The organism is Burkholderia sp. MSh2, from assembly GCF_000731655.1.
GTDB classification, from domain to species: Bacteria; Pseudomonadota; Gammaproteobacteria; order Burkholderiales; family Burkholderiaceae; genus Burkholderia; species Burkholderia paludis.
Genome location: NZ_JPGM01000080.1, coordinates 1 through 24,653, shown reverse-complemented (window position 1 = coordinate 24,653; position 24,653 = coordinate 1). Strand labels below are relative to the sequence as shown.

The 24,653-nt window shown below is 70.5% G+C and carries 23 protein-coding genes; 6 read left to right on the top strand and 17 right to left on the bottom strand.

Annotated features, from left to right (window positions below; translation table 11 throughout):
- Positions 1-59: 59 nt before the first annotated feature.
- Positions 60-1,445: a putrescine-ornithine antiporter gene (potE, locus tag GQ57_RS33845; protein WP_031401408.1), complete on the top strand. Its 1,386-nt coding sequence runs from the start codon at positions 60-62 to the stop codon at positions 1,443-1,445.
- 21 nt (positions 1,446-1,466) lie between these two features.
- Here potE and GQ57_RS33840 read toward each other — a convergent pair whose 3' ends face one another.
- Positions 1,467-2,375, bottom strand: coding sequence for a LysR family transcriptional regulator (locus tag GQ57_RS33840; RefSeq protein WP_031401407.1), 909 nt, complete (start codon positions 2,373-2,375; stop codon positions 1,467-1,469).
- Between the two features lie 44 nt (positions 2,376-2,419).
- Here GQ57_RS33840 and GQ57_RS43210 point away from each other — a divergent pair, with 44 nt between their 5' ends.
- The gene (locus GQ57_RS43210) at positions 2,420-2,656 is read left to right on the top strand and encodes a hypothetical protein (RefSeq protein ID WP_160257583.1); all 237 of its coding nucleotides are present in this window, start codon (positions 2,420-2,422) and stop codon (positions 2,654-2,656) included.
- A gap of 74 nt (positions 2,657-2,730) precedes the next feature.
- Here the strand turns inward: GQ57_RS43210 and GQ57_RS33830 are convergent, their stop codons facing one another.
- Together GQ57_RS33830 and GQ57_RS33825 are read right to left on the bottom strand one after the other, a co-directional pair.
- The gene (locus GQ57_RS33830; RefSeq protein ID WP_031401405.1) at positions 2,731-3,723 is read right to left on the bottom strand and encodes a sulfonate ABC transporter substrate-binding protein; all 993 of its coding nucleotides are present in this window, start codon (positions 3,721-3,723) and stop codon (positions 2,731-2,733) included.
- A 174-nt stretch (positions 3,724-3,897) separates the two neighbouring features.
- On the bottom strand, positions 3,898-4,305 hold the full coding sequence (locus GQ57_RS33825) for a DUF427 domain-containing protein (protein WP_031401404.1): 408 nt from the start codon (positions 4,303-4,305) through the stop codon (positions 3,898-3,900).
- A gap of 289 nt (positions 4,306-4,594) precedes the next feature.
- Here GQ57_RS33825 and GQ57_RS33820 point away from each other — a divergent pair, with 289 nt between their 5' ends.
- Positions 4,595-6,256, top strand: coding sequence for an ABC transporter substrate-binding protein (locus tag GQ57_RS33820; protein WP_034200146.1), 1,662 nt, complete (start codon positions 4,595-4,597; stop codon positions 6,254-6,256).
- Positions 6,257-6,326: 70 nt separating this feature from the next.
- On the opposite strand, the gene GQ57_RS33815 is transcribed toward GQ57_RS33820, so the two are convergent.
- The 9 genes from GQ57_RS33815 to GQ57_RS33775 form a co-directional block, all read right to left on the bottom strand.
- Complete coding sequence (locus tag GQ57_RS33815; protein ID WP_034200145.1) at positions 6,327-7,274, bottom strand: TauD/TfdA dioxygenase family protein; 948 nt, start codon at positions 7,272-7,274, stop codon at positions 6,327-6,329.
- Positions 7,275-7,433: 159 nt separating this feature from the next.
- Positions 7,434-8,387 (bottom strand): TauD/TfdA dioxygenase family protein, encoded by a 954-nt coding sequence (locus tag GQ57_RS33810; protein ID WP_034200144.1) that lies wholly within the window; start codon positions 8,385-8,387, stop codon positions 7,434-7,436.
- 147 nt (positions 8,388-8,534) lie between these two features.
- Entirely contained in the window at positions 8,535-9,380 is an 846-nt protein-coding gene (locus tag GQ57_RS33805) for an ABC transporter ATP-binding protein (protein WP_034200143.1), read from the bottom strand.
- Between the two features lie 45 nt (positions 9,381-9,425).
- Positions 9,426-10,244: an ABC transporter permease gene (locus GQ57_RS33800; protein ID WP_034200142.1), complete on the bottom strand. Its 819-nt coding sequence runs from the start codon at positions 10,242-10,244 to the stop codon at positions 9,426-9,428.
- 39 nt (positions 10,245-10,283) lie between these two features.
- Complete coding sequence (locus GQ57_RS33795) at positions 10,284-11,126, bottom strand: ABC transporter permease (RefSeq protein ID WP_031401398.1); 843 nt, start codon at positions 11,124-11,126, stop codon at positions 10,284-10,286.
- A 15-nt stretch (positions 11,127-11,141) separates the two neighbouring features.
- A complete protein-coding gene (locus tag GQ57_RS33790) occupies positions 11,142-12,209 on the bottom strand; it encodes an ABC transporter substrate-binding protein (RefSeq protein WP_031401397.1) in 1,068 nt (355 codons plus the stop codon).
- 192 nt (positions 12,210-12,401) lie between these two features.
- Entirely contained in the window at positions 12,402-13,649 is a 1,248-nt protein-coding gene (locus tag GQ57_RS33785; protein ID WP_034200141.1) for a glycosyltransferase family 87 protein, read from the bottom strand.
- Positions 13,650-13,655: 6 nt separating this feature from the next.
- Positions 13,656-14,753, bottom strand: a complete 1,098-nt coding sequence (locus tag GQ57_RS33780) for a glycosyltransferase family 2 protein (protein ID WP_031401395.1) — start codon at positions 14,751-14,753, stop codon at positions 13,656-13,658.
- A gap of 303 nt (positions 14,754-15,056) precedes the next feature.
- Entirely contained in the window at positions 15,057-15,935 is an 879-nt protein-coding gene (locus GQ57_RS33775; RefSeq protein ID WP_031401394.1) for a LysR family transcriptional regulator, read from the bottom strand.
- Between the two features lie 100 nt (positions 15,936-16,035).
- Between GQ57_RS33775 and GQ57_RS33770 the strand changes: the two genes are divergently transcribed.
- Together GQ57_RS33770 and GQ57_RS33765 are read left to right on the top strand one after the other, a co-directional pair.
- Positions 16,036-17,604 (top strand): MFS transporter, encoded by a 1,569-nt coding sequence (locus tag GQ57_RS33770; RefSeq protein WP_034200140.1) that lies wholly within the window; start codon positions 16,036-16,038, stop codon positions 17,602-17,604.
- An 87-nt stretch (positions 17,605-17,691) separates the two neighbouring features.
- A complete protein-coding gene (locus tag GQ57_RS33765; protein ID WP_034200139.1) occupies positions 17,692-18,633 on the top strand; it encodes an AEC family transporter in 942 nt (313 codons plus the stop codon).
- 32 nt (positions 18,634-18,665) lie between these two features.
- Here GQ57_RS33765 and GQ57_RS33760 read toward each other — a convergent pair whose 3' ends face one another.
- The 3 genes from GQ57_RS33760 to GQ57_RS33750 form a co-directional block, all read right to left on the bottom strand.
- The gene (locus GQ57_RS33760) at positions 18,666-19,829 is read right to left on the bottom strand and encodes a LysR family transcriptional regulator (RefSeq protein WP_034200138.1); all 1,164 of its coding nucleotides are present in this window, start codon (positions 19,827-19,829) and stop codon (positions 18,666-18,668) included.
- A 61-nt stretch (positions 19,830-19,890) separates the two neighbouring features.
- Positions 19,891-20,619 carry an aspartate/glutamate racemase family protein gene (locus GQ57_RS33755; protein ID WP_031401390.1) on the bottom strand — a complete coding sequence of 243 codons (729 nt, stop codon included), beginning with the start codon at positions 20,617-20,619 and terminating at the stop codon, positions 19,891-19,893.
- Positions 20,620-20,640: 21 nt separating this feature from the next.
- On the bottom strand, positions 20,641-22,191 hold the full coding sequence (locus GQ57_RS33750; RefSeq protein WP_031401389.1) for an NCS1 family nucleobase:cation symporter-1: 1,551 nt from the start codon (positions 22,189-22,191) through the stop codon (positions 20,641-20,643).
- Positions 22,192-22,704: 513 nt separating this feature from the next.
- Between GQ57_RS33750 and GQ57_RS33745 the strand changes: the two genes are divergently transcribed.
- Positions 22,705-23,037: a hypothetical protein gene (locus tag GQ57_RS33745; protein WP_034200137.1), complete on the top strand. Its 333-nt coding sequence runs from the start codon at positions 22,705-22,707 to the stop codon at positions 23,035-23,037.
- A gap of 133 nt (positions 23,038-23,170) precedes the next feature.
- Here GQ57_RS33745 and mmsB read toward each other — a convergent pair whose 3' ends face one another.
- On the bottom strand, positions 23,171-24,061 hold the full coding sequence (gene mmsB, locus GQ57_RS33740) for a 3-hydroxyisobutyrate dehydrogenase (RefSeq protein WP_031401387.1): 891 nt from the start codon (positions 24,059-24,061) through the stop codon (positions 23,171-23,173).
- A 17-nt stretch (positions 24,062-24,078) separates the two neighbouring features.
- Positions 24,079-24,653: aldehyde dehydrogenase family protein (locus GQ57_RS33735; RefSeq protein WP_034200136.1), on the bottom strand; the 575-nt coding region annotated here is incomplete at its 5' end.

Genomic DNA, 24,653 nt, shown 5'->3' with positions numbered 1-24,653 from the left:
GGCATACCGGCGTACCTGCGACCGGCCGCGCGGCGGCCCTACCTCGAGGAATCGACATCATGGAAAACGCAGCGCGCATGTCCGGCGGGGCCACGGCGGCCGCGCCGAAGAACCGGATGAACGTCTGGCAACTGACCATCCTCACGGCGGTCAACATGATGGGCTCCGGCATCATCCTGCTGCCGTCGAAGCTCGCGCAGGTCGGCACGATCTCGCTGCTGTCGTGGATCGTCACGGCCGGCGGCTCGCTCGCGCTGGCCTACGCGTTCGCGCGCTGCGGGATGCTGAGCCGCAAGCCGGGCGGCATGGGCGGCTATGCGGAATACGCGTTCGGCAAGGCCGGCAACTACATGGCGAACTACACGTACGGGCTGTCGCTCGTGATCGCCAACGTCGCGATCGGCGTCACGGCCGTCGGCTACGGCACCGTGCTGTTCGACGCGACGCTGTCGCCGCTGCAGACGGGCCTGTGGACCATCTTCCTGCTGGTGCTCACGACGGTCGCGAACTTCGGCGGTTCGCGCATCACCGGCCGGATCGGCGCGGTGACGGTGTGGGGCGTGATCATCCCGGTCGTCGTCGTGTCGCTGGTCGGCTGGTTCTGGTTCAGCGGCGCGACCTGGGGCGCCGCGTGGAATCCGCACGACATGGCGTTCGGGCCGGCTGTCGGCAGCTCGATCGCGGTGACGCTGTGGGCGTTCCTCGGGCTCGAATCGGCGTGCGCGAACTCGGACGCGGTCGAGAATCCGGAGCGCAACGTGCCGATCGCCGTGCTCGGCGGCACGATCGCGTCGGCGATCTTCTACATCGTGTCGACCAACGTGATCGCGGGGATCGTGCCCAACGCGATCCTGGCGAAGTCGAACGCGCCGTTCGGCATCGCGTTCGCGACGATGTTCACGCCGACGGTCGGCACGATCGTCACCGCGCTGATGGTGATCGCGTGCATCGGCTCGCTGCTCGGCTGGCAGTTCACGGTCGCGCAGGTGTTCAAGAGCTCGGCGGACGTCGGCTATTTCCTGCCGGTATTCGCGCGGGCGACGCGCACGGGTACGCCGATCGTCGGGATGCTGATCCTGCTCGTCGCGCAGGTCGCGCTGGCGCTGATGACGATCAGCCCGGAACTGAGCAGCCAGTTCCAGAAGATCGTCGATCTCGCGGTCGTCACGAACCTGGTGCCTTACGTGATGTCGATGGCGGCGCTGATCACGATCCAGAAGGTCGCGAAGGTGCCGCCGGCGAAGGCGCTATTGACGAACGCGATCGCGATGGCCGCCACCGCGTACAGCTTCTACGCGCTGTTCAGCTCGGGCGAGCAGGCGCTGATGCTCGGCGGCCTGTGCGTGTTCGCGGGCTGGACGCTGTTCGGCTTCGTCAGCGCGCGCTTCTACCAGATGGAAGTCGACGCGCACGTGAAGGAGCCGGGGAAGTCGCTGCAGGCGTGACGCCGGCCGCGACGGCCGCCGTTATCGGGCGGGACGCGCCAGCAGCGGCGGGATCGCCTGCTTCAGCAGGTCGACGACGGCGCGCACGCGCGGCGGCAGCGGCCGCTGCGCATGCACGAGCACGTTGAGCGCGAAATCGGGTACCGCGTATCGCGGCAGAAGCGCGACGAGCGTGCCGGCCGCGAGCGCGGCGGCGCAGGCGGGGTGCTGGACCACGCCGATGCCGCCGCCGGCCGCGATCGTGTCGAACATCGGGCGCCAGTGGCTCGTCGTCATGACGGTGCGGATGCGCGCGTATTCGAGCGTGTCGCCGTCGCGCTGCAGCGGCAGCCGTTCGCTGGCGAAGATCCCTTTCACGCGGATGAACGGATGGCTCGCGAGATCGTCCTTCGTGGCGATCGGGCCGTGCCGTTCGAGGTAGGACGGCGCGGCGACGAGCAGGCGGCCGACCGTGCCGACCGGATGCGCGACGTACCCGCCGTCGCCGAGCTGGCCGACGCGGATCGAGAGGTCGACGCCTTCCGTGACCGGATCGACGATGTCGTCGTTCAGCACCAGGTCGATGCGCAAGCCCGGATACGTCGTGCGAACCTGCATCAGCACGGCCGGCAGCACGACCTCGCCGAAGCATTGCGGCGCCGCGATCCGGATCGTGCCGTCGAGCGCGTTTTCCGTCTTCGCGACCGACGCGATCGCGTCGTCCGCCGCTTCGAGCAGCTCTTTGCTGCGTTCGTAGAAGATCCGGCCTTCTTCCGTGCACGCGAGGGTGCGTGCGCTGCGCATCAGGAGCCGGGTGCCGAGCTGCCTTTCGAGCCGTTCGATGCGCTCGCTGACGGCCGGCTGGCCCATGTCGAGATCGCGCGCCGCGCCGGACATCGTGCCGCGCTCGACAACCCTGACGTAGATGCGCATCGTCGCCAGCCAATCCATGTCATTGCGCCCCTTGTCCGGTTCCGGTCGATTCCGGTCGACGGATGGTACCAAAGCAGCGCTGCCCGGAGGTGGGCGGCGATCCGATACTGACCATCGGTGGCGGCATGCGCGGGTGCGCGCCGGTGCGAACGGCGAAAGGCGGCCTTCGTGCGATCGCCGGAGGCGGCACGGCGCAAGCGGGCGGCGCGGCGCGGGTGTCCCGTCGCGAGAGCGGCGGGGCAGAGGCGGCGGATTCGGGTATCGTCGATGCGGGCCTCGTCACCGCCTGCGGTGAATGACAACGGCGGGCGGTGCATCGATGCGCCGCCCGTGCGCCGACGCACGCGTCTCTGATCGCGCGGCCGGCCGCGCGTCAGCGCGCGCTCGCGACCGCCAGCTTGCCCGGAATCAGCTTCAGCGCGGTGAACGCATCGGCGATGTTCTGCTGATAGGCGAGCGTCGCGTCGGTGATCGGCTGCACGCCGTAGCCGGCGCGCTTGAGCGCGACTTCGAGCGTCGGTGCGTCGAGGCCGACGAGCGGCGACAGTTGCGCGGCGACGTCCGGGCCGTGATCGCGCGCCCAGCGGTCCACCGCGTCGACCTCGTCGAGCAGCGTGCGCAGCACCTGCGGGTGAGCGGCCGCGTATTTGCGCGCGGCGAGGTAGTACTGCGTGTTGCGCACGAGCCCTTCGCCGTTCGCGACCACGCGCGCGCCGATCTGCCGTTCGGCGGCCGCCAGGTACGGATCCCAGATCACCCACGCGTCGACGTTGCGCTGCACGAACGCCGCGCGCGCGTCGGCGGGCGTCAGGTAGATCGGCTGGATGTCGGCATAGGTCAGGCCCGCGCGTTCGAGCGCCTTCACGAGCAGGTAGTGGACGTTCGAGCCCTTGTTGAACGCGACCTTCTTGCCGCGCAGTTGCGCGACGGCGCGGATCGGCGAATCGGGCAGGACGACGATCGCCTCGCCTTGCGGAGAGGGCGGCTCGTTGCCGATGTAGACGAAATCGACGCCGCCGGCCTGCGCGAAGATCGGCGGCGTCTCGCCGACGGTGCCGACGTCGATCGCGCCGGCGTTCAGGCCCTCGAGCAGTTGCGGGCCGCCCGGGAATTCGAGCCATTGCACCGCGACGCCCTGGCTCGCAAGACGCTTTTCGAGCGTGCCGCGCGCCTTGAGCAGGATGAAATTGCCGTATTTCTGAAAGCCGATGCGCAGCCGCGCGCCGTTGTCCTGCGCGTGTGCGGGCTGGCCCGCGAGCGGCCCGAGCGCGAGCCCGGCCAGCCCGGCGGCCGCGCCGTGCAGCCACTGGCGGCGGCGTGGATTCGCCGGGATCGTTTCAACGTCTGCGTAGGGTGTGTCGTTCATCGGGGCGTCCTGCGTGCGGGTTCGCGGGCCGCGCGCGGAAGCGGCGCGGCCGGCGCAGGACCGGGCCGGATGCGGGCGACGCGCGCAACGGGCCGGCCCGCGCCGGATTCAGGACGATACGGCCGGGCCGGCCGGCGGCCAACCAATGAATGCGCATATGCATATCAGCGGCGTTCAGTCGGTGCCGGCCGCGCGGTCCTCGATCGAGTCGACGCGATCCGGATAGAACGCGAGGTGCCCGCGGATCGCAGCGACGGCCGGATACGGATCCTCGTACGTCCACACCGCGTTCACGGTGCGTGCGCCGCCCGCCGGGATCGAGTAGTACGCGCAGTCGCCCTTGTACGGGCAGTAGGTCGAATGATCGGTGCGCTGCAGGAGCGACAGGTCGGCGTCCTCGCGCGGGACGTAGAGCACGGCCGGATAGCTGGCCTCGCGCAGCGCCAGCGCGCGGCGCGTATCGGCGACGACCTTGCCGGCCACGGTGACCACCACGCGCCGCGGATGCGGTTCGACCGTGATCGGATGATCGGGGCCCGGCGATTTCACGGGACGAGAGGGCGTATCGGGGCGGGTCGACATCGTGTGTCCTCCAGGGATCGGCCCGGCGACGGCGCCGGGCGAATCCCGGCGCGCCGGGGCCGGCGTGAGCCAGCCGATACGATGCGCCATTTCGGCGGAGTCTGCACGGGGCCCGAAGACGGATGCGCGCGACGGCTGCCCGCCGCTCGCGTGGACGTTCCCGCGCACGGGCAGCGGGATGCACTGGCGGCGATAAGCAACGCGAAATTAATTGGTAAGCGATCGGCAGGATGCGCGCGAAGATCGGCCGTCGTCATTCGCATGACAACCCTCCCTGTCCTCCGCCACCATGAAGAACCCTTTCGTTTCGTCAGCCGCGCGCGGTGCGCGCGGCGCAACCCGTGCGACCGCCGCGCTGCGCTGCATCGCCGCGTCGCTGCTGCTTGCCGGCGCGGCCACGCCGGCGCTCGCCGCGCCGCCCGGCAAGACCCTCGTGTACTGCACCGAAGGCAGCCCGGCCGGCTTCGATCCGGGCCAGCTCACGACGAGCACCGATTTCGACGCGAGCACGTACACGATCTACAACGGGCTCGTGCAGTTCAAGCGCGGCACGCTCGATCTCGAACCGGCGCTCGCGACGAGCTGGGACGTGTCGCCCGACCAGCGCACGATCACGTTTCACCTGCGGCGCGGCGTGAAATTCCAGACGACCGCGTGGTTCACGCCGACGCGGCCGTTCCAGGCCGACGACGTCGTGTTCACGTTCCGCCGGATGCTCGACCCGGACGATCCGTTTCGCAAGGCCTACCCGGCCAGCTTCCCGTATTTCAGCGATCTCGGCTTCGACCGCAACGTCGCGCGGATCGACAAGGTCGACGATTACACGGTGCGCTTCGTGCTGAAGGCGCCCGACGTCATCTTCGTGCGCAATCTCGCGATGGCGTTCGCGTCGATCCTGTCGGCGGAATATGCATCGCAGCTCGCGGCGCGTCATCGCGAAGCCGACATCAGCCAGCTCCCGGTCGGCACGGGGCCGTTCCTGCTGCGCACGTACCAGAAGGACGCGCTGATCCGCTATGACGCGAACCCGGATTACTGGAAGCCGGACGACGTGAAGCTCGCGCACCTCGTGTTCGCGATCACGCCCGATCCGGGCGCGCGGCTGCAGAAGCTCGTGGCCGGCGAATGCCAGATCTCGTTGTTCCCGCGGCCGGCCGATCTCGACACGGTGCGGCGCGACCCGAAGCTGACGCTGTTCTCGGGGATGGGCTTCAACGTCGGTTTCGTCGCGTACAACACGCAGCATGCGCCGCTCGATCGCGTCGACGTGCGGCGCGCGCTCGACATCGCGATCGACAAGTCGGCGATCGTGAAGACGGTGTTCAACGGCGACGCGAAGATCGCGACGAACCCGATGCCGCCGTCGCAATGGTCGTACAACCCGCGCCTGAAGGATGCGCCGCGCGATCCGGCCGCCGCGAAGGCGCTGCTCGCGCAGGCCGGCTTCCCGAACGGCTTCGACCTGACGCTGTGGGCGATGCCCGTGCAGCGCCCGTACAACCCGAATGCGCAGCTGATGGCGCAGCTGATCCAGCAGGACTGGGCGAAGATCGGCGTACGCGCGAAGATCGTCAGCTACGAATGGGGCGAATACAACCGCCGCGCGAAGCACGACGGCCAGCACGACGCGATCCTGTACGGCTGGTCGGGCGACAACGGCGATCCCGACAACTGGCTCGGTACGCTGCTCGGCTGCGACGCGGTGCACGGCAGCAATCTCGCGAAGTGGTGCAATCAGGACTTCGAACGGCTGGTGGACGCGGCGCGCTCGAACCCGGACGTCGCGAAGCGCACGGCGCTGTACGAACAGGCGCAGGTCGTGTTCAAGGATCAGGTGCCGTTCACGCCGATCGCGACGTCGATCGTGTCGCTGCCGGTGTCCAAACGCGTCCACGGCCTGACGTTCTCGCCGCTCGGCGGGCACCGCTTCGACGGCGTGTGGCTGGATTGACGGAGGCGGCGCCGGCGCGTGGGCGCGCCGGCGCAGGTCGGGAGGGCCGGTCCGGCCGGCCGGCCGCGTATCAGTTCAGCGCGACGGCCGCCGCCGCCTCGACCGGCGAGCCTTCGAGCGCGACCGACGGCCGTCCGTCGGGGCCGACCGGCACGTCGCCGGCGAGCGTGGTGCGGTAGAGCTGGCGGTCGAAGTCGAGATCGAAGATGTCGACGGGCGCGAGATGCGCGGTCGCGCGATTGTCCCAGAACGCGATGCTGCGCGGCTCCCACTTGAAGCGGATCGTGAATTCCGGCCGCGTCACGTGCTCCCACAGCAGTTCGAGCAGCGCCTGGCTTTCGCGCGGCGTCAGCCCGACGATCGACTTCAGGAAGCTCGGGCTCACGTACAACGCGCGCTCGCCGGTCTCCGGGTGGACGCGCACGAGCGGATGCTCGGTCACGAGCGGCCGGCGGCCGACCGCCTCGTCGAACGCACCGGTGGCGCGCGCGCCGGCGGGCGGCGTGAAGCGGTGGATGCCGCGCAGGCCGTCGACGAAGCCGCGCAGCGGCGCGGACAGCGTTTCGTAGGCGCGCACGAGGTTGGTCCAGTGAGTGTCGCCGCCGTACGGCGGGATCGTCACGCCGCGCAGGATCGACGCCCACGGCGGGTTCACGGCGGCCGTCACGTCGGTGTGCCAGCCGGTCCACGGGCGGCGTACCGGCTCGCCGTCGAAGCGCGTCGCCTTGCGGTGCTTCGCGACCGAATAGACGGCCGGATGCCCGTCGACGTGGCCGAACACCGGATGGCCGACGGTCGGCTCGCCGAATTGCGCGGAGAACGCGACGTGCTGCTCGTGCGTGAGGAATTGCTCGCGGAAGAAGATGACGCGCCATTTCAGCAGCGCGGCGCGAATGGCCGAGATCTGCGGCGTGGTCAACGGTTGCGTGAGGTCGACGCCGCGTATTTCCGCGCCGATATGGGCGGACAGCGGAATCACGTCGACCGGCTGGGCGGCGGGTTCGGGTAGGGCGCTCATGCGACGCTCCTGGCGGAAGTGAACGGGAAGGACGGCCGACATCGCTGCGCGAGCAGGGGGCGGCCCGGTGGCGGGAAGTGCATGGTCGAAGCGCCGGCGGTAGAGCGCGGGGCAGGCGCGGCGGCGCGCGTGAAACGGCGTCGCCGCGGCAGGCGTGCGTTACTGCAGCGTCGCGCCCGGCCCCTTCAGCACGACGCTCTGGCGGCCGTCGATGCCGACCGGCACGTCGCCGTGCACGGTCGCACGGCGCACGACGCGGCGCGCATCGCCGTAGTCGTTGATCGCGTAGTGCTGCGTCGCGCGGTTGTCCCAGATCGCGACGTCGCCCTCCTGCCAATTCCAGCGCACGGTGTTCTCGAGGCGCGTCACGTGTTCATGGAACACCTGCAGCAGGTGCGCGGAATCCTGCGCGGACAGCCCCTTGAGCCGCTGCACGAAATGGCCGAGCACGAGCGTGCGTTCGCCGGTTTCCGGGTGGACGCGCACGACCGGATGCTCGGTTTCGTAGACGGTCGACGTGAACACCTCGCGGTAGCGCTTCAGTTGCGTATCGTCGGCGTGCGCATGCGTCGACGCGTAGTCGTATGCGTTCGTATGCAGCGCCCACAGCGTATCGGCGAGCGCGCGCAGCGGGTCGGGAAGGTGCGCGTAGGCGGCGGCCGTATTGGCCCACACGGTGTCGCCGCCGAACGGCGGAATCACGACCGCGCGCAGGATCGAGATCTTCGGGTACGCGTCGACGAACGTGACGTCGGTGTGCCACGAATTCGCGCGGGCGCCGTGTGCGGAATCGAGTTCGAGCAGGTGCGCGCTGCCGTCCACGGACGGCACGGTCGGATGGGCGACGGTGTCGCCGAAGCGGCGCGCGAACGCTTCCTGCGCGGTGTCGTCGAGATGCTGCTGGCCGCGGAAGAACAGCACCTTGTGGCGCAGCAGCGCGGCCTGGACCGCGTCGAACGTCGCGTCGTCGAGCGCGGCCGACAGCCGGACGCCGGCGATCTCGGCGCCGATCCGGCCGGCGACCTGGCGAAGCTGGAGCGGGACCTCGGCCGTGCGCGGCGCGGCGTGCGAGGCATGCGAAGACGGGTGAGCGGCGTGCTGGACATCGGACATCGGGAGTCTCCTGGGGGCGGGTCGGTCGAGTCTCCATTCAAGCAGGGACCGCGCGGAACCGGAACCGATGAATCGTCACAACCTTAGCGCGCGCGGCGACGATCGATATGCGCCGGCGTGCTGAGCGAGGCGGCGTGGGGCGTGCCGCTACCACGCCAGCCGCCACTCGCCGATCCGGTGCGCGGGCGGCGCGTCGTCGCGCCTGGCGCCGGGGCCGCCGGGGCCCGGCGGTTCGCTGTCGTCGAAGTCGGCGAGCACCGTGTCGCGCAAGCGCGCGAACGCGGCCGAATCCCGCCGGCGCGGCCGCGGCAGCGCGACGTCGACGATGCGTTCGATGCGGCCCGGCCGCGGCGCCATCGTCACGACGCGATCGCCGAGATACACGGCTTCGTCGACGTCGTGCGTGACCAGGATCATCGTGATGCGCTCCCGCTCCCAGATGCGCAGCAGCTCGTTCTGCATGCGCGCGCGCGTCTGCGCGTCGAGCGCGCCGAACGGCTCGTCGAGCAGCAGCACGCGCGGGCGATTCACGAGGCCGCGCGCGATCGCGACGCGCTGCGCCATCCCGCCCGACAACTGGTTCGGATACGCGTGCTCGAAGCCGTTCAGCCCGACGAGCGCGACGTGATCCGCGACCGCGCGCCGTTTCGCGGCCGGGTCGAGCGGCGCGTTGCGCAGCGCGGCCTCGATGTTCTGCGCGACGGTCAGCCACGGGAACAGCCGGTGATCCTGGAACACGATCCCGCGCTGCAGCGACGTGTCGCGCACGCGTTCGTCGCCCGCGCGGATCTCGCCCTCGTAGTCGGTGTCGAGCCCGGCGATCAGCCGCAGCAGCGTGGACTTGCCGCAACCGCTCGCGCCGACGATCGTGATGAATTCGCCGGCGCGCACGTGCAGCGATACGTCGTCGAGCACGGCGAGCGTCGCGCCGCGTTGCGCATAGCGCTTGCTCACGTGAAGGATGTCGAGCGAATCGGAGGCGAGAGTGGTCATGGCGGTGCGAGGAAGAAGTAGCGGCGGGGAAAGTCGGAAGGGCGGTCAGCGCGGCAGGTCGCCGCGCCGCGCGAGCACCTTGCGCTCGATCGCGCGCGCGATCGCGTTCAGGGCCCAGCCGGTCACGCCGACGACGATGATGCCGAACAGCACGAGATCCATCCGGAACTGCTCGCTGCCGTCGATCAGCGTGTTGCCGATGCCGCTGCCGGCGACCAGCAGGTATTCGGCGCCGAGCGTCGCGAGCCACGAATAGATCAGGCCGAGATACAGCCCGGTGAAGATCGACGGCAGCGCGGCCGGCAGGATCACGTGGCGCACGAGCTGGAGCCGCGAGTAGCGCAGCGCGCGGGCGACGTCGACATAGGCGCGCGGCACCGCGTGAATGCCGTCGCAGGTGTGCGCGGCCACGGGCAGCAGCGCGGCGAGCGACAGGAACACGACTTTCGCGACGTCGCCGAGGCCGAACCATACGGAAATCAGCGGAATCCACGCGAACAGCGAGATCTGCTTGAACGTGTCGAAGCTCGGGCCGATTGTCCGCGCGACGGTGCGCGACAGCCCGAGCGCGGCGCCGAGCAGCAGCCCGCCCGTCGCGCCGAGCGCGAACCCGCACGCTTCACGCACGAGCGATGCGGACAGCGCGCGGCCCAGCGCGCCGCTCGCGGCCTGGGCCCACGCGGTGCGCAGCACGTCGGCCGGGCCGACGAGCAGCCCGCTGTTCACGAGATGCGCGGACGCGACCGCCCACCACAGCGCGAATGCGACGAGCGGCAGCACGAAGCCGCGCCAGTCGGGCGCGTGCAGGCGGCGGGCGGCCTTGGCGGCCGGCGGAGCGGCGTCGGGCACGGTGGAATGCGTCACGGGTGGTCTCCTTCGGTTGCGCGGGCGGGCAGGGCTGGTTCAGCCGCGGAACGCGGACGGTACGCCGCGGCGCAGGCGCGCTTCGAGCGCGTCGAGCAGCCGGTTGATCAGCAGCCCGACCGCGCCGACGACGATCACGGCCGCCATCACGAGATCGAGCTGGAACAGTTGCCGCCCGTACACGATCAGGTAGCCGAGCCCTTCGGACGACGCGACGAGTTCGACGACCACGAGCGCGAGCCAGGATTTCGTGAACGCGAGCCGCACGCCGGTCGCGAGGGTCGGGATCGCGGCGGGCAGCACGACGTGGACGATGCGTTGCCGGCGCGTGTAGCCGAACACGCGCGCGACCTCGTCGAGCGCCGGCGGCGTCTGGCGGAACCCTTGCAGCGTGCTCAGCGTGACGGGGACGAGCGCCGCGTGTGCGATCAGCAGGTATTTCAGCGGTTCGCCGACGCCGACGAGCAGCAGCAGGAACGGCAGCCAGCCGAGCACCGGGATCTGCACGAGCGCGTTGAAGCTCGGCAGTACGTAGGCTTCGAGCGTGCGCGACAGGCCGAGCGCGACGCCGGTCGCGAACCCGAGCAGCGTGCCGGCCGCGAAGCCGACCAGCACGCGCTGCAGGCTGATCAGCGTGTGGCGCGCGAGATCGCCGCTCGTCGCGAGATCGGCGAGCGCATCGAATACGCGCTCGGGCGGCGGCAGGATCTGCTGCGCGATCCAGCCGCGCGCGCTGCCGACGGTCCACAGCGCGAACAGCAGCGCGGGCAGCAGCCACGGCGCGAGCCGCCACGACAGCCGTTTCAGGGCCGCCGCGCCGTGCGGCTGCGCGGCGGGCGCATGCGGCCCGGATGTCGGGACGGGAAACGCGGTGTCGCTCATCGGGGCGGGTCCGGGTCAGGAGAGGGGCTTGCCGGCCGCGTCGTAACGTTGCCAGTAGTGTTCGAGCTTCAGCGTGCGCAGCGCGTTGTCGAGGTATTTCGGCTCGAACCAGCCGTCGATGTCGACCGGCTGGCGGATCAGTTTCAACGCCAGCGCGTCCTGTGCTACGGCCTTGTAGCGGGCGACGAGGAACGGATCGATCAGCGGCGACAGGCGGTCCTTCAGGCGCTGGTTCGCATAGTCGGCCTGCCATGACGAAACCGGCACGCCGCTTTTCGCCCACAGCTTGAACAGCGCGTCGCGGTTCGCCTCGTCGGACGACCATTGCGCGCCCTTCACGATCGCGTTGACGACGCGCTGCACGACGTCCGGATGCGCACGCTCGAAATCGTCGAGCACGAGCAGGTGGGTCTGGCGCGTCAATTGCGGGCCGTCGTTCTGCGATTCGTAGATGATCTTCGCGAGCCCGGCGTCGCGCAGCTTGTACAGCTGGTAATCGCCCACCGACGCGTCGATGCCCTTCGACGCGAGCGCGGCCAGCGAGCTTGCCGCGTCGAGGTTGATCACGCGCAGGTCGCGTTCGCCGAGGCCGTTCTTCGCGAGCGCGTTGTCGGCGACGAGCTGCAGGTTCGTGCCGCGGAAGATCGACACGCGGCGGTCCTTCAGGTCCTTGATCGAGCGGATCGGCGAGTCGGGCGGTACCGCGATCTTGACGCCCGAGCGCACGCTCGCGGCGAGCAGCAGGTGCGTCTTGATCCCGTTCGCGCGTGCGAGCACGGCGGGCAGGTCGCCCTGGTACGCGAAGTCGATCGCCTTGTTGGCGATCGCCTCGTTGACGGCCGGCCCCGCGCCCTTGAAGAACAGCCACTGCACCTGGATGCCGTCGGCCGCGAATTCCTTTTCGACCAGTTGCTGCAATTGCGCGGTGGCGGTGCTCGATCCGCCGAACGTCGGCGGATCGCCGGCGCCTTGCTGGGCGACACCGATGCGGATCGTGGCGGGTTTGTCGGCGTGCGCGGCGGCGGCCGGCAACGCAATGAGGGACGCGATCAGCAGCGATCGCAACAGGCGCAGTGGAAGCATGAATCGATGGATCCGGAACGTTGGGGAACGAGGCGGGGCCGCAGCCCGTCGGGTCATTCTCGATGACGTGCCGGGGCCGGACAAGCAACGATTTGAACTATGCTTATCGCCGCATCGGGGGAGCGCGGAAGCCCGGGCGCGCCCCCGGCGGGCGGGGTCGGATGGCGGGCCGCCCGGACGGGCGGCGCGCGGCTAGCGCTTCGCGCCGACGCTGCCGGCGAGCCGTGCGCGCCGCAGCAACGCGAGCAGTGCGAACAAGGTCACGGCGGGCCCGATCTGCGGCAGGTGCATCGGCGGGTTCAGGAATTCGTACAGCGGCAGCGCCCACATGATGGCCACGATGGCTTGCTCGCCGCGCAGCCAGCCGCCTTGCGAGCCGATGGCGACCATGCACGCGATTGGAATGCACAACCACGACAGTTCGTAGTGCCAGACATAGGGATTCGCGACCAGCGTCGCGACGATCAGCACCGCGGCGCGCAACCGCGTGTCGCGGCTGCGGTGCCAGATCGCGCATGCGGCCGCGATCGCGATCGCGGCGATGGCGGCCTGTCCGGCGTAGGCGAGCGCCGGCGACAGCCCGGCGAGGCGCAGCGCGGCGAACGGCGTCGGCGACGCGAACCAGAACGCCACGCCGTGCTCGATGATCAGCGCGCGCAGCGCGCTGGCGTTCTGCAGGAAAAGCCGGACCGATTCGACGCCGCCCGCCGCGACCCCGAGCATCGTGAAAGCGGCCGCGAATGCGGCGGCCCACGCGAACGTGCGCCACGCGCGCGCGGCGACCAGCACGAACGGGAACAGCAGCGCCAGTTGCGGCTTGACCGACAGGAGTCCGATCAGGAAGCCGGCCAGCATCGGCCGGCGGTCGGCGAAATGCACGGCCAGCGCCGCGCATGCCGCCGTCAGCATCGCATTCTGCCCGTACATCGCGGTGACGAACACGCCCGGGCACGCGACCAGCGCAAGCCAGCCGACGCGTTTCGCGCCGGGCGTCGCGGCGAGCCCGGACACGTGCCAGACCGCCAGGCCGAGCACGCCGATACCGAGCGCGACGAACAGCGGATAGCCGATCGCATAGGGCAGCAGCGCGAACGGCGCCACCGCCAGCAGGTACGACGGCGGGTACAGCCACGGCAGGAACGCGTAGCGGCCGGCCGACGGGAACAGTTCGGCAAACACCCGCGAGAACGTGGGGACGTCGTAGGCGTGCCACGGCGTGCCGCGCAGCATCAGATGCGACGCGGACCAGAACACCGCATAGCCCGAGCCGGCGCGGAACATCTGCGGGTCGTTCGAGCGGAAGCCGACCCAGGCCAGGATCGACCCGAGCAGCACCGTGGCCGTCAGCATGACGACGCTGTAGAACGCGATGCGTCCCGGTGTCAGCCAGGTGGGGACGGGGCGGTCGTCGGTCCGGATCGACAAGCCGGAAATATCCATGCGGCGTTACTTGACCGACAGGTTGCGCGCGGCCGGCGCGCCCATGGCGGCCGTCTGCCGGCGCCGGGCCGCGGCGATGCGCCGGACCGGGAACGGCAGCAGCTTCGAGCCGTCGGGCTGCGCCGCGTGCCGCGCGGGTTGCTGGCCCAGGTGGACCTGCGTGCGGTAACGGCGCCGCACGAGGTAGACCGGGCGCTGCTTCGATTCGTGATAGATGCGGCCGAGGTATTCGCCGATCACGCCGATGCCGATCAGCTGGATGCCGCCGACGAACAGCATCACGGAGATCAGCGACGCGTAGCCGTGCACGGGATTGCCGAACAGCAGCGTGCGCATGACGATGTACGCGCCGTAGGCGAACGACAGCGCGGCGAACGCGAGGCCGATGTAGGTCCACACGCGCAGCGGTACGGTGCTGAAGCTCGTGATGCCTTCGAGCGCGAAGTTCCAGCGGCGCCACCCGGAGAATTTCGAGCGGCCGCCGCTGCGCGGGGCGCGGGTGTATTCGATGATCTCGATGCGGTAGCCGACCCACGCGAACAGCCCTTTCATGAAGCGCCGCCGCTCGGGCAGCGCGCGCAGCGCGTCGACGACCTGGCGGTCCATCAGCCGGAAATCGCCGACGTTCTCCGGCATTTCGACTTCGGAGAGCTGGTTGTGCACGCGGTAGTAGAGCGCGGCGGCCACGCGCTGCATCAGCGGGTCGCACATGCGGTCGGTGCGCTTCGCGGCGACGACTTCCGCGCCGGCCCGCCAGCGCTCGATCATCTCGGGAATCAGCGCGGGCGGATCCTGCAGGTCGGCGTCGATCAGGATCACGGCCGAGCCGGCCGCTTCGTCGATGCCGGCCGTGAGCGCGGCCTCCTTGCCGAAGCGCCGCGTGAGATCGACGATGCGGACGCGCGGATCGCCCGCCGCGAAGTCGATCAGCCGCTCCAGCGTGTCGTCGCGGCTGCCGTCGTTCACGCAAACGATTTCGAAGCGCGTGGCGTCGACCGATTCGAGGATGGGAACGGTGGTCGCGAAAAATGCCTCGATCGCTTCCGCCTCGTCGTGAAACGGCACGACGAGCGATACCAACGGCTTTCGGGTGTGCCTGGACATATGTCCCCCCGTGAGATCCGGTCTGCGCCGCATTATTGGGTCCTGTTGCCGCCGGACTCGCGGAAACGGGTCCGGATCGGCTCAAGTCTTGTGCTTGTATTGGCCTGGTTCGTTTGCCGCGTGCCGCGGCGGCAAGCTGTCAGATGATTGTACGCATGAATGGCACGGTGGTGACAGCATGCGCGGGTTTGCTCGGGGGGGAGCGCGTGTGCGGCGGGGCGAACGTCGGACGCGTGCGCGGCGGCCGCTCCGCCGGCCGGCCACGACGCCGGCGGCCGCGCCGGGGCGCGCGGACCGGGCGCCTTACGCGGCCGGCGCGACCGTGCGCAGGAACGCGCGTACCGCCGGCGCCTTGTCGAACCGCCGGTGCGCGAGCGCGAGCTCCGACGTGATCGGCTTGCCGGCGATCGGCCGGTACACGACCCCCGGCAGCGACACGCAGCCGGCGAGCGCATCGGGAATCACGGCGACCCAGCCGTTCACGGACACGCACGCGAGCACCGCGAGCAGGCCGCCCGGCCGCGCGGCGACGACCGGCGCGAAGCGGCCGCGGCGCGCCACCTCCAGCGTGCCGAGTTCCTGTTCGGGCACCGCGAAGCGCGCGTCCGCGAGATCGGCGGCGCGCACGGCCGCCATCGACGCATGGCGCGACCCGGCCGGCACCGCCGCGACGAACACGTCGCGCTGCAGCGTGACGATCCGCAGGCCGCCGGGCAAGGGCAGCGGCGGGCGCACGTACGCGAGGTCGAGCCGGCCCGCGTCGAGCTGGTTCGCGACGTCGTCCATCGGCACTTCGCGCAGGTTCAGCTCGATGCGCGGGTGCGCGGCGCGAAATGCGCCGACCGTGCGCTGCAGCGTGCCCGAGTAGACGGCCGACGATACGTAGCCGATCTCGATCCGGCCGAGCTCGCCGCGCTCGGCCAGCGCGGCGAGTTCGCGGCCGCGCTGCAGGTGCTCGAATGCGGCGCGGGCCTCGGCGAGATAGGCCTCGCCGGCCGCGCTCAGCGTGACCGCGCGACGCGACCGGTGAAACAGCCGCACGCCGAGCGCGCGTTCGGCTTCCTGGATCTGGCGCGTGAGCGCGGGCGGCGCCATGTCGAGCGCGTCGGCCGCGCGGGCGAAGTGCAGGTGCTCCGCGACGCTCAGGAAGGCGCGCACGTGACGGAATTCGAGCCGGTCCATGATTGCATTTTTCGTCAATAAAACAGCGCCTGAGTATCAATGACAGGCAATACCGGGCAAGCCTAGCATACGGCTCGTTCATCCTGTTCCGGAGTTGCCGATGTCCCGATCCTCACCGGTGCCGCGCGCAGGCGCGGCCGACGCCCCGCACATGGCCGCCCGGGCGCCCGCCGCCGCGACGCTCGCCGTCGCGTCCGCGACCTGCGCGCTGATCGTGCTCGATACGAACGTCGTCGCCGTGTCGCTGCCGAGCATCGCGCGCAGCTTTCACGCGAGCTTTGCCGCGATCGAGTGGGTCGTGAGCGCCTACATGACCGCGTTCGCCGCGTGCCTGCTGCCGGCCGGCGGGCTGGCCGACCGCTTCGGGCGCAAGCGGATGCTGGGCGCGGGGCTCGCGGTCTTTTTCTGCGCGTCGCTCGGCTGCGGCGTCGCGCCGTCGGCCGGCTGGCTGATCGCCGCGCGGGCGGTGAAGGGCGGCGGCGCCGCGCTGCTGCTGACGGCGGCGCTCGCCGTGATCGCCAACCGTTTTCCGGAAGGGCGCGAACGGGCGCGCGCATGGGCGGTCTGGGGCATGTGCATGGGGATCGCGACGGCCGTCGCGCCGCTCGTCGGCGGCGCGATCACGCAATGGATCGGATGGCGCTGGGTGTTCCTGCTCAACCTGCCCGTCTGCCTGCTGCTCGCGGCCGGCGCGCGCGTCGCGATCGACGAATCGCGCGATCCGCACGCGAAACGCGTGGATGCGGCCGGCAGCCTGCTGTTCGGCGCGGCGCTGGCATGCGCGATCGCCGCGCTGATCGGTGCGCCGTCGCACGGCTGGCTGTCGGCCGCGACGCTCGGCCGGCTCGCGCTCGCCGCCGCGCTGCTGGCGGCGTTCGTCGGCGCGGAGCGCTGGCAGGCGCGGCCGATGATCGATCTCGCGCTGTTTCGCCAGCCGCGCTTCGTCGGCGCCGTGCTCGCGATGTTCGGCTATGCCGCGTGCGCGCAGGTGATGATGACGTTCCTGCCGTTGTACCTGCAGAACGCGTTCGGGATGTCGGCGATCGATGCGGGGCTCGGGATGCTGCCGTTCGCGTTCGCGATGATCGCCGGGCCGTCGCTGGGCGCGGCGCTCGCCGCGCGCGCGTCGTCGGGCGGCGTGCTGGCGGGCGGCCTCGCGCTGATCGGCGCGGGCAACCTCGCGACCGCGGCGCTGACCGCCGGCGGCGACTACCGGCTCGTCGCGATCGGCATGTTCGTGACGGGCTGCGGCGCCGGCGTGATGAACGGCGACACGCAGAAGGCGATCATGGCGTGCGTGCCGCCGCACCGCACGGGCATGGCGTCGGGCATCAGCACGACGACGCGCTTCTCGGCGATCGTGACGGCCGTCGGCGTGCTCGGCGCGGTGCTGGCGGCGAGCACGCAGGCGCGGCTCGACCGCCTGCTGTCCGACGCGCCCGGCCTGCGCGCGTTTGCCGACGCGCCGTTCATGTCGAGCCTGCTGGCCGGCGACCTGGCGCGCGCGCTGGAGCGCGTGCCGCCGTCGGCCGCCGGCGTGCTCGCCCGGGCGGCGCCGGTCGCGTTCGCGAGCGGGTTCGCCGATGCGCTGACGGTGAGCGGCGCGCTCGCGCTCGTCACGGCCGCCGTCGCATACAGGTTGCTTGCGCAACCGCTGCGCGACGCGTGACGCGGGGCGTCGGCGGGCCGCGCGATTGGACGCGCTCCGGCCGAACCATTATGCTGGCGCGTTCCGGTTTCACGCAGCGCATTCAAGATGTCATCGACGATCGAGATTCTGTTGCCCGTGTTCGGGCTGATCGCGGCAGGGTTCCTGTGCCGCCGGCGCGGGGTACTCGGGCCGGCCGCGGCCCCGGAGCTGAACCGGTTCGTCGTGTGGCTCGCGCTGCCCGCGCTGCTGTTCCAGATCATGGCGCATGCGTCGTGGCGCGAGCTCGACCAGCCGGCCTTCGTGGCCACCTTCGCATCGACGTGCGCGCTCGTGTTCGTCGGCGTGCTCGCGTGGCGCCTGTGCAGCGGGCGCGGGCTCGCGGATGCGAGCGTCGACGCGATCGCCGCGTCGTATCCGAACGTCGGCTATCTCGGCTTTCCGCTGTGCCTGCTCGCGTTCGGCCCCGACAGCCTCACGCCGACCACGATCGCCACCATCCTCGTCGCGTGCGTGCTGTTCGCCGGTGCGATCGTGTTGATCGAGATCGGGCTGCAGCGGGACCGCGCGCCGCTGAAACTGATGTGGAAGGTGAGCGGCGCGCTGCTGCGCAATCCGCTGATCGTCGCGCCGCTCGCGGGCGTTTGCGTATCGGCCGCCCGGGTGCCGCTCGGCGCGCCCGTCGACACGTTCCTGAAGTTGCTCGGCGCGGCCGCCAGCCCGTGTGCGCTCGTCAGTCTCGGGTTGTTTCTCGCGGAGAAGCGGGAGGCGGGCGGTCCGGCGCCGCGCGGCAGCGTCGCGCTGACGGCGGTGAAGCTGTTCGTGCAGCCGGCCCTCGCGTGGTGGCTCGGCGTGCGCGTGTTCGCGATGCCGCCCGTGCTCGTGCAGATCGCCGTCGTGCTCGCCGCGCTGCCGACCGGCACGGGGCCTTACATGCTGGCCGAGTTCTACGGGCGCGAAGCGCACGTGACGTCGCGCACGATCCTGCTGTCGACGCTCGGATCGATCGTGTCGCTGTCGATCTTGCTCACGCTTGCGCGGCATACCTGACATCGTGCGCCCGTCGCATCGCGTCGCGCCGTTCAGTGCGGCTTGGTCGCGACGCGATGGACGCGCGCCGCCCTCGGCGGGTGCGAGGCGCGGCAATGCGTCGGCCGGCCGCGGCGCGTGCGTCGCGGCGGTTCGGGCGTGGCCGTGACGGCAGGCGTGCCGTCGCGCGCGTCGTCGGCCGCGCCGGCGGCCACCGCAGCCACCGCCGGCCGCCCGGCCTCGGCGTCGAGCCACGCGCGCGTCGCTTCCGCGATCAGCCCGCGCAGCCAGCGCACGCCGTCGACGCCCGCGCCCGCTTCGTTCCACGTCATCCGGTACACGATCTCCGGCGGCTCGGCCGGCAGCGCCACGGCGGCGAGCGGCAGCAGCTTCGCATAGTGTCGCGCGAGCCGGTACGTGGTGGTCAGGAGCATGTCGGTGCGCACGAGCGCGTGCGCGGCGAGTTCGAAATGCGGCAGCGTGACGACGATCCGCCGCTGCAGGCCCACGCGTTCGAGCTGCCGGTCGATCGCGCCGGACGCTTCGAGCCACGACGGCGTCGGGCACAGCTGGGGCGCGTCGGCATACTCGGCGGCCGTCATCGCGCCGCGCCGCGCGAGCGGATGCGTCGCGCGCATCAGGCACACGATGCGATCGTCGAACAGGTCGTCCTGCCGGAAGCGCAACGAGCGGGCCGGGCGATTGTCGATCACGACGTCGAGCTCGCCGTCGGCCAGCGCGCGCTCGTCGTCGAAGCCGTCGCCGAGCGGATGGAACACGAGCTGCGCGTTCGGCGCGCGCTCGCGGAACAGCGCGACGAGCTTCGGCACGAACAGCACGTTCAGGTAGTCGGGGCAGCCGATCCGATAGGTGCGCACCGACGAGCGGGCGTCGAACGTCGGCTGCTGGATGCGGATGAAGTCGATCACGCGCAGCGCGTTGCGCAGCGGGTCGATCAGCCGCGCGCCGAACTCGGTCGGCACCATCCCGTAGCGGCCGCGCACCAGCAGCGGATCGCCGAGCAGCGTGCGCAGGCGCTTGAGCGCGGCGCTCGTCGCCGGCTGCGACATGTTCAGGCGCACGGCCGCGCGCGACACGGTGCGCTCGGTCAGCAGCACCAGCAGGATGCGCATCAGCCGCGCATCGAGGAGGTCGAGCGCGTGCGCGGCGTCGGACGCGTCGCGCGGCGGCGACGACGGGCCTACCGCGTCCCGCATGTCGACGGGGCGCCCGGCACGGCGAGGTCCGCGCGCGGCATCGCCGCGGGCCGGCGGCCGTTCATTTGACGAACGTGCCCGGCCAGCCGACGATCCGCTTCGGGCGCGGCGGCGCGTACGTGCGCACCTTCGACGTCGTCAGCTTCAGCCGGACCAGCGACTCGGCGAGCGCGACGGCGGCCGCGACGCCGTCGACGACCGGCACGCCCGTGCATTCCCCGATCTGCCGGTCGAGGCCGGCCATCCCGCCGCAGCCGAGGCAGATCACTTCTGCGCGATCGTCCTTCACCGCGCGCTGCGCCTGGCCGACGATCGCCTCGATCGCGCGGGCCGGATTCTCTTCGAGTTCGAGCACCGCGAGGCCGCTCGCGCGGACCGACGCGCAGCGCGCATCGAGCCCGGCGAGCTTCAGGCGATCCTCGATCAGCGGCACCGTGCGGTCGAGCGTCGTGACCACCGAGTAGCGGTGGCCGAGCAGCATCGCGACGCTCGCGGCCGCTTCGGTGATGTCGACGACGGGCACCGTCAGCAGTTCCTGCAGGCCTTCGCGGCCGTGCTCGCCGTAGCCGGCCTGGATCACCGCGTCGTACGGTTCGTCGTAGCTCAGCACGCGATCCATCACCGCGATCGCCGCGAGGTAGCTCTCGAAGTTGCCTTCGACCGATTCCGCGCCGAAGCGCGGCGTCAGCCCGACGATCTCCGTGCCCGGCGACGCGGCGGCCTGCGCCTGCGCGGCGATCGCGTCGGTGATCGACGCGGTCGTGTTGACGTTGACTACCAGGATCCTCATCGTGACTCCGTAAGCGTGGGTTCAGTGTCGGGCGCAGGCGACCGCGATGTGCTCGCCCGAGCGCTCGTCGTAGTGCCGCGTGCGATCGGCCAGCAGCCAGTACACGCCGCCCGCGATGGCCGCGCCGAGCAGCCACGAGAACGGCGTCATCGCGCCGAAGGCCGGCACGACGGCGAGCGCGATCGAGATCAGCGCGGACGGCACGAGTGCCGCGAGCGCCTTGCGGTTCACGCCGCGCGTGTAGAAATAGGCGCCGGTCGGCGCTTCGGTGTAGAGATCGGGCACATTCACGCGCTGCTTGCGCACGAGCCAGTAGTCGACCGTGATGATCCCGTACAGCGGGCCGAGCAGCGCGCCGAGCCCGGACAGGAAGTAGACGATCACGATCGGGCTGTTGTACAGGTTCCACGGCAGGATCAGCACGGCGACCGTCGCGCTGATCAGCCCGGCGCGGCGGAACGACAGGCGGTGCGGCGCGAGGCTCGTCAGCACGAAGGCCGGCGCGACGAAGTTCGCCATGATGTTGACGGCGACCGTCACGATCAGGAACGCGAGGCAGCCGAGCACGAGGAACAGCCTGTTCGGCACCGTCGCGATGATTTCCGTCGGGCTGTGGATGATGTGGCCGTTCAGCTTGAACTGCGCGCCGGCGAGCACGAAGCTGATCGTCGCGAACACGAGGATGTTGACCGGCAGCCCCCAGAAGTTGCCCACGCGCACCGTCTTCGCGCTCGGCGACGAGCGCGCGAAATCGCAGAAGTTGAGCACCAGCGTGCCGTAGATCGCGAGCCACAGCGCGCCGCCCGCGAACACCTCCGTCCACATCTTCAGGCCGGTCAGCGGCTTGCCGATCGACATCGCGGGATGGCCGCCCGTGCGGCTGAACATCCATGCGGCGAGCGACAGCGTCGTGACCAGGATCACCGGGCCGGCGAGCCCTTCGTACTTGCGGACCATCTCCATCCCGTACGTGAGGATGCCGATCTGCACGAGCCAGATCGCGACGAACGTGATCCAGCCGAGCGTCGACAGCCCGAGGATCGCGTCCCGGTCGAACGCGGCGAGGCCCGGCCAGATCGCGGTGAGCAGCACGCGCAGCACGACGGACGCGAGATAGGTCTGGATGCCGAACCACGCGATCGCGATCACCGCGCGGATCATCGCCGGCAGCAGTGCGCCGTAGATGCCGAAGCTCATCCGGCTGATCACCGGGAACGGCACGCCGGTCTTCTGGCCCATGTAGCCGGTGAGGTTCATGAAGCCGTACACGAGCACGGCGCCGATCGCGAGCGACGCGAGCATCTGCCAGCCCGACAGGCCGAGCGCGAACAGCCCGATCGCGAACGAGTAGTTGGCGATGTTGTGCACGTCGTTGGTCCACAGCGCGAAGATGCTGTAGCGGCCCCATGTGCGGCCCTCGGCCCGGGTCGGCGCGAGGTCGGAATTGTGCAGCCGGGGGCTCAGCGCGGGATCGTGCGCGGCCGTGTCGGTTCGATGCGATGCGTCGTGCGCGCCGGGCATGAGGCCCGGGCGGTGAGTGGCTTCCAGTTGCACGCAGGTGTCTCCTTCCATGTGCAGGGGCGCGAACCGGCTGCGGGGGCGCATTGCGCTGGCCCGGCCGGCGTGGACGTTATGTCTCGGATTTGCTGGCGAGTATGGGCGGGCCGTCCGGCGATGGGAAATTAAATATTCGGCTGGGTGGCATTCGGAAAATGAATGGAATGCGACGGGCCGTGGCGGCCGGGTGAGGCAGGCGGATGGTGGGTTTGAGGGCGCGATCCGTGGCGAAGGCGTTGGAGCGGCGAGGCGGTTTTCCGGCCTTGCGGGCCTCCCGGTCGCGGTTCTCTGTTTGGGGCGGTTCGGGCCGTGCGGCCGGCCCCGGCGTCGCGGCTGTCAAAAATGCCGGAAGGCCCGTGAGCGGACCGAATATGGCCCCAAAATTCCCGACCGACCGGGGCGATACCGGTATCGTTTAACCTTTCGAAACAATGTGTTCACCGAAAGGGGCATGATCTCCGGCGATCGGGCAGGCATACTGTGGCCTATGTTGCTCAATGCGCGCCAAAAGGCGCGTGCCTGCCCCCCATGTCCACTTCCGTTTCTTCCCGAACCCTGCGATGGTTGGCCGTTGCGGCTGCCGCATGCTTGCTCGCCGCGTGTTCGACCGCTTCCGACGTGACCGCGACGTCGAATCCGAACGTGTTCACCGTGACGACGCGCACGGTCGGCGTGTCGACGACATGGGCCGACGCCCATGAGCGGGCGGTCAACGAAGCCACCAGCTATTGCACGCAGCGCGGCATGCGCGCGAGCCTGAAGCAGGAGGCGCTGACCGGCGGCAGCCGCGTCGGCGCGCGTTCCGAACTCGCGTTCGAGTGCCATCCGACCTTCGAGACGGCGTCGAACCCGCGCAGCTGACCGGCCGGCGGCGCGGTTGCGCCGCCCGGCCCGCCGAAGCGGCGCGGCGGTTTTCCTCCCCCGCATGCAGACCGGCCCGCGATGCACGCAGGTGCATCGCGGGCCGGCGTACGTCCGGCGCGGGCCGCGGCGCTTACGCCGGCTGCGCCTCGTACAGCTTCACGCACGCGGAGAAGTCGAGCGTGCCGAGCCCCTGCTGGTTCATCGACTGATAAAGCTGCTGCGCGAGCGCGCCCATCCACACCGGTTGATGCGCATGCCGCGCCGCTTCGGTCGCGAGCCCGAGATCCTTCAGCATCAGGTTCGCCGCGAAGCCGCCCGCGTAACCGCGTGCGGCCGGCGCGGTGTCGCTGACGCCCGGATACGGGTTGTACGTGTCCGAACTCCAGCAACGCCCGGTCGAGGTGTTGATGATGCCGGCCAGCACCGCCGGGTCGATGCCGAGCGCGGCGCCGAGCGCCATCGCCTCCGACACGCCCATCATCGAGATCCCGAGCAGCAGGTTGTTGCAGATCTTCGCGATCTGCCCGGTGCCCGTTCCGCCGCAATGCACGACGTTCCGGCCCATGTCGAGCAGCACGGGGCGGATGCGCTCGAACAGCGCGCCTTCCGCGCCGACCATGAAGGTCAGCGTGCCGGCCTGCGCGCCGCCGGTGCCGCCCGACACGGGCGCGTCGGCGAGCGGGAAGCCGCGCTGCGCGGCCGCGTCGGCCACCGCGCGCACGGTGCCGGGATCGATCGTGCTGCAGTCGATCAGCGTCGCGCCGGCGCGCGCGCCGGCCAGCACGCCGTCGTCGCCGAGATAGACCGCGCGCACGTGCTGGGCGGCCGGCAGCATCGTGATCACGACCGCGCCGCGCGCGGCCGCGTCGCGCGGCGAGCCGGCGGCGGTCGCGCCCGCGCGCACCGCGGCGTCGACCGCGTGCGCGTCGAGGTCGAACACCGTCAGCGCGTGGCCGGCCTTGAGCAGGTTGGCGGCCATGGGGCCGCCCATGTTGCCGAGCCCGATGAATGCGATTTCCATGTGCTGGCTCCCGGGCATCAGCGCAGCGCGATCGTCGTGTTCACGCCGCCGACCGTCGCGTCGTCGTCGAACCAGCGTGCGGTCACGGTCTTGGTCTGCGTGTAGAACTGCACGACCTGCTTGCCGTACGGGCCCAGATCGCCGAGCTTCGAGCCGCGCGAGCCGGTGAAGCTGAAGTAGGGCACCGGCACCGGGATCGGGATGTTGATGCCGACCTGGCCGATGTCGATCTCGCTCTGGAACTTGCGCGCGGCCGCGCCGCTCTGCGTGAACAGGCCCACGCCGTTGCCCATCGGGTTGCGGTTGACGAGCGCGATGGCTTCGTCGAGCGTGTCGGCTTCCATCACGACCACCACCGGCCCGAAGATTTCTTCCGTGTAGATCGGCATGTCGGTCGTCACGCCCGAGAAGATCGTCGGGCCGACGAAGTTGCCCTGCTCGTAGCCCGGCACCTTCACGTCGCGGCCGTCGAGTTCGAGCTTCGCGCCGGCCTTCACGCCCGCGTCGATCAGCGACAGGATGCGTTCCTTCGCCGCCTTCGACACGACCGGCCCGACGTCCGTGCCGGCTTCCGCGCCCGCATTGACCTTCA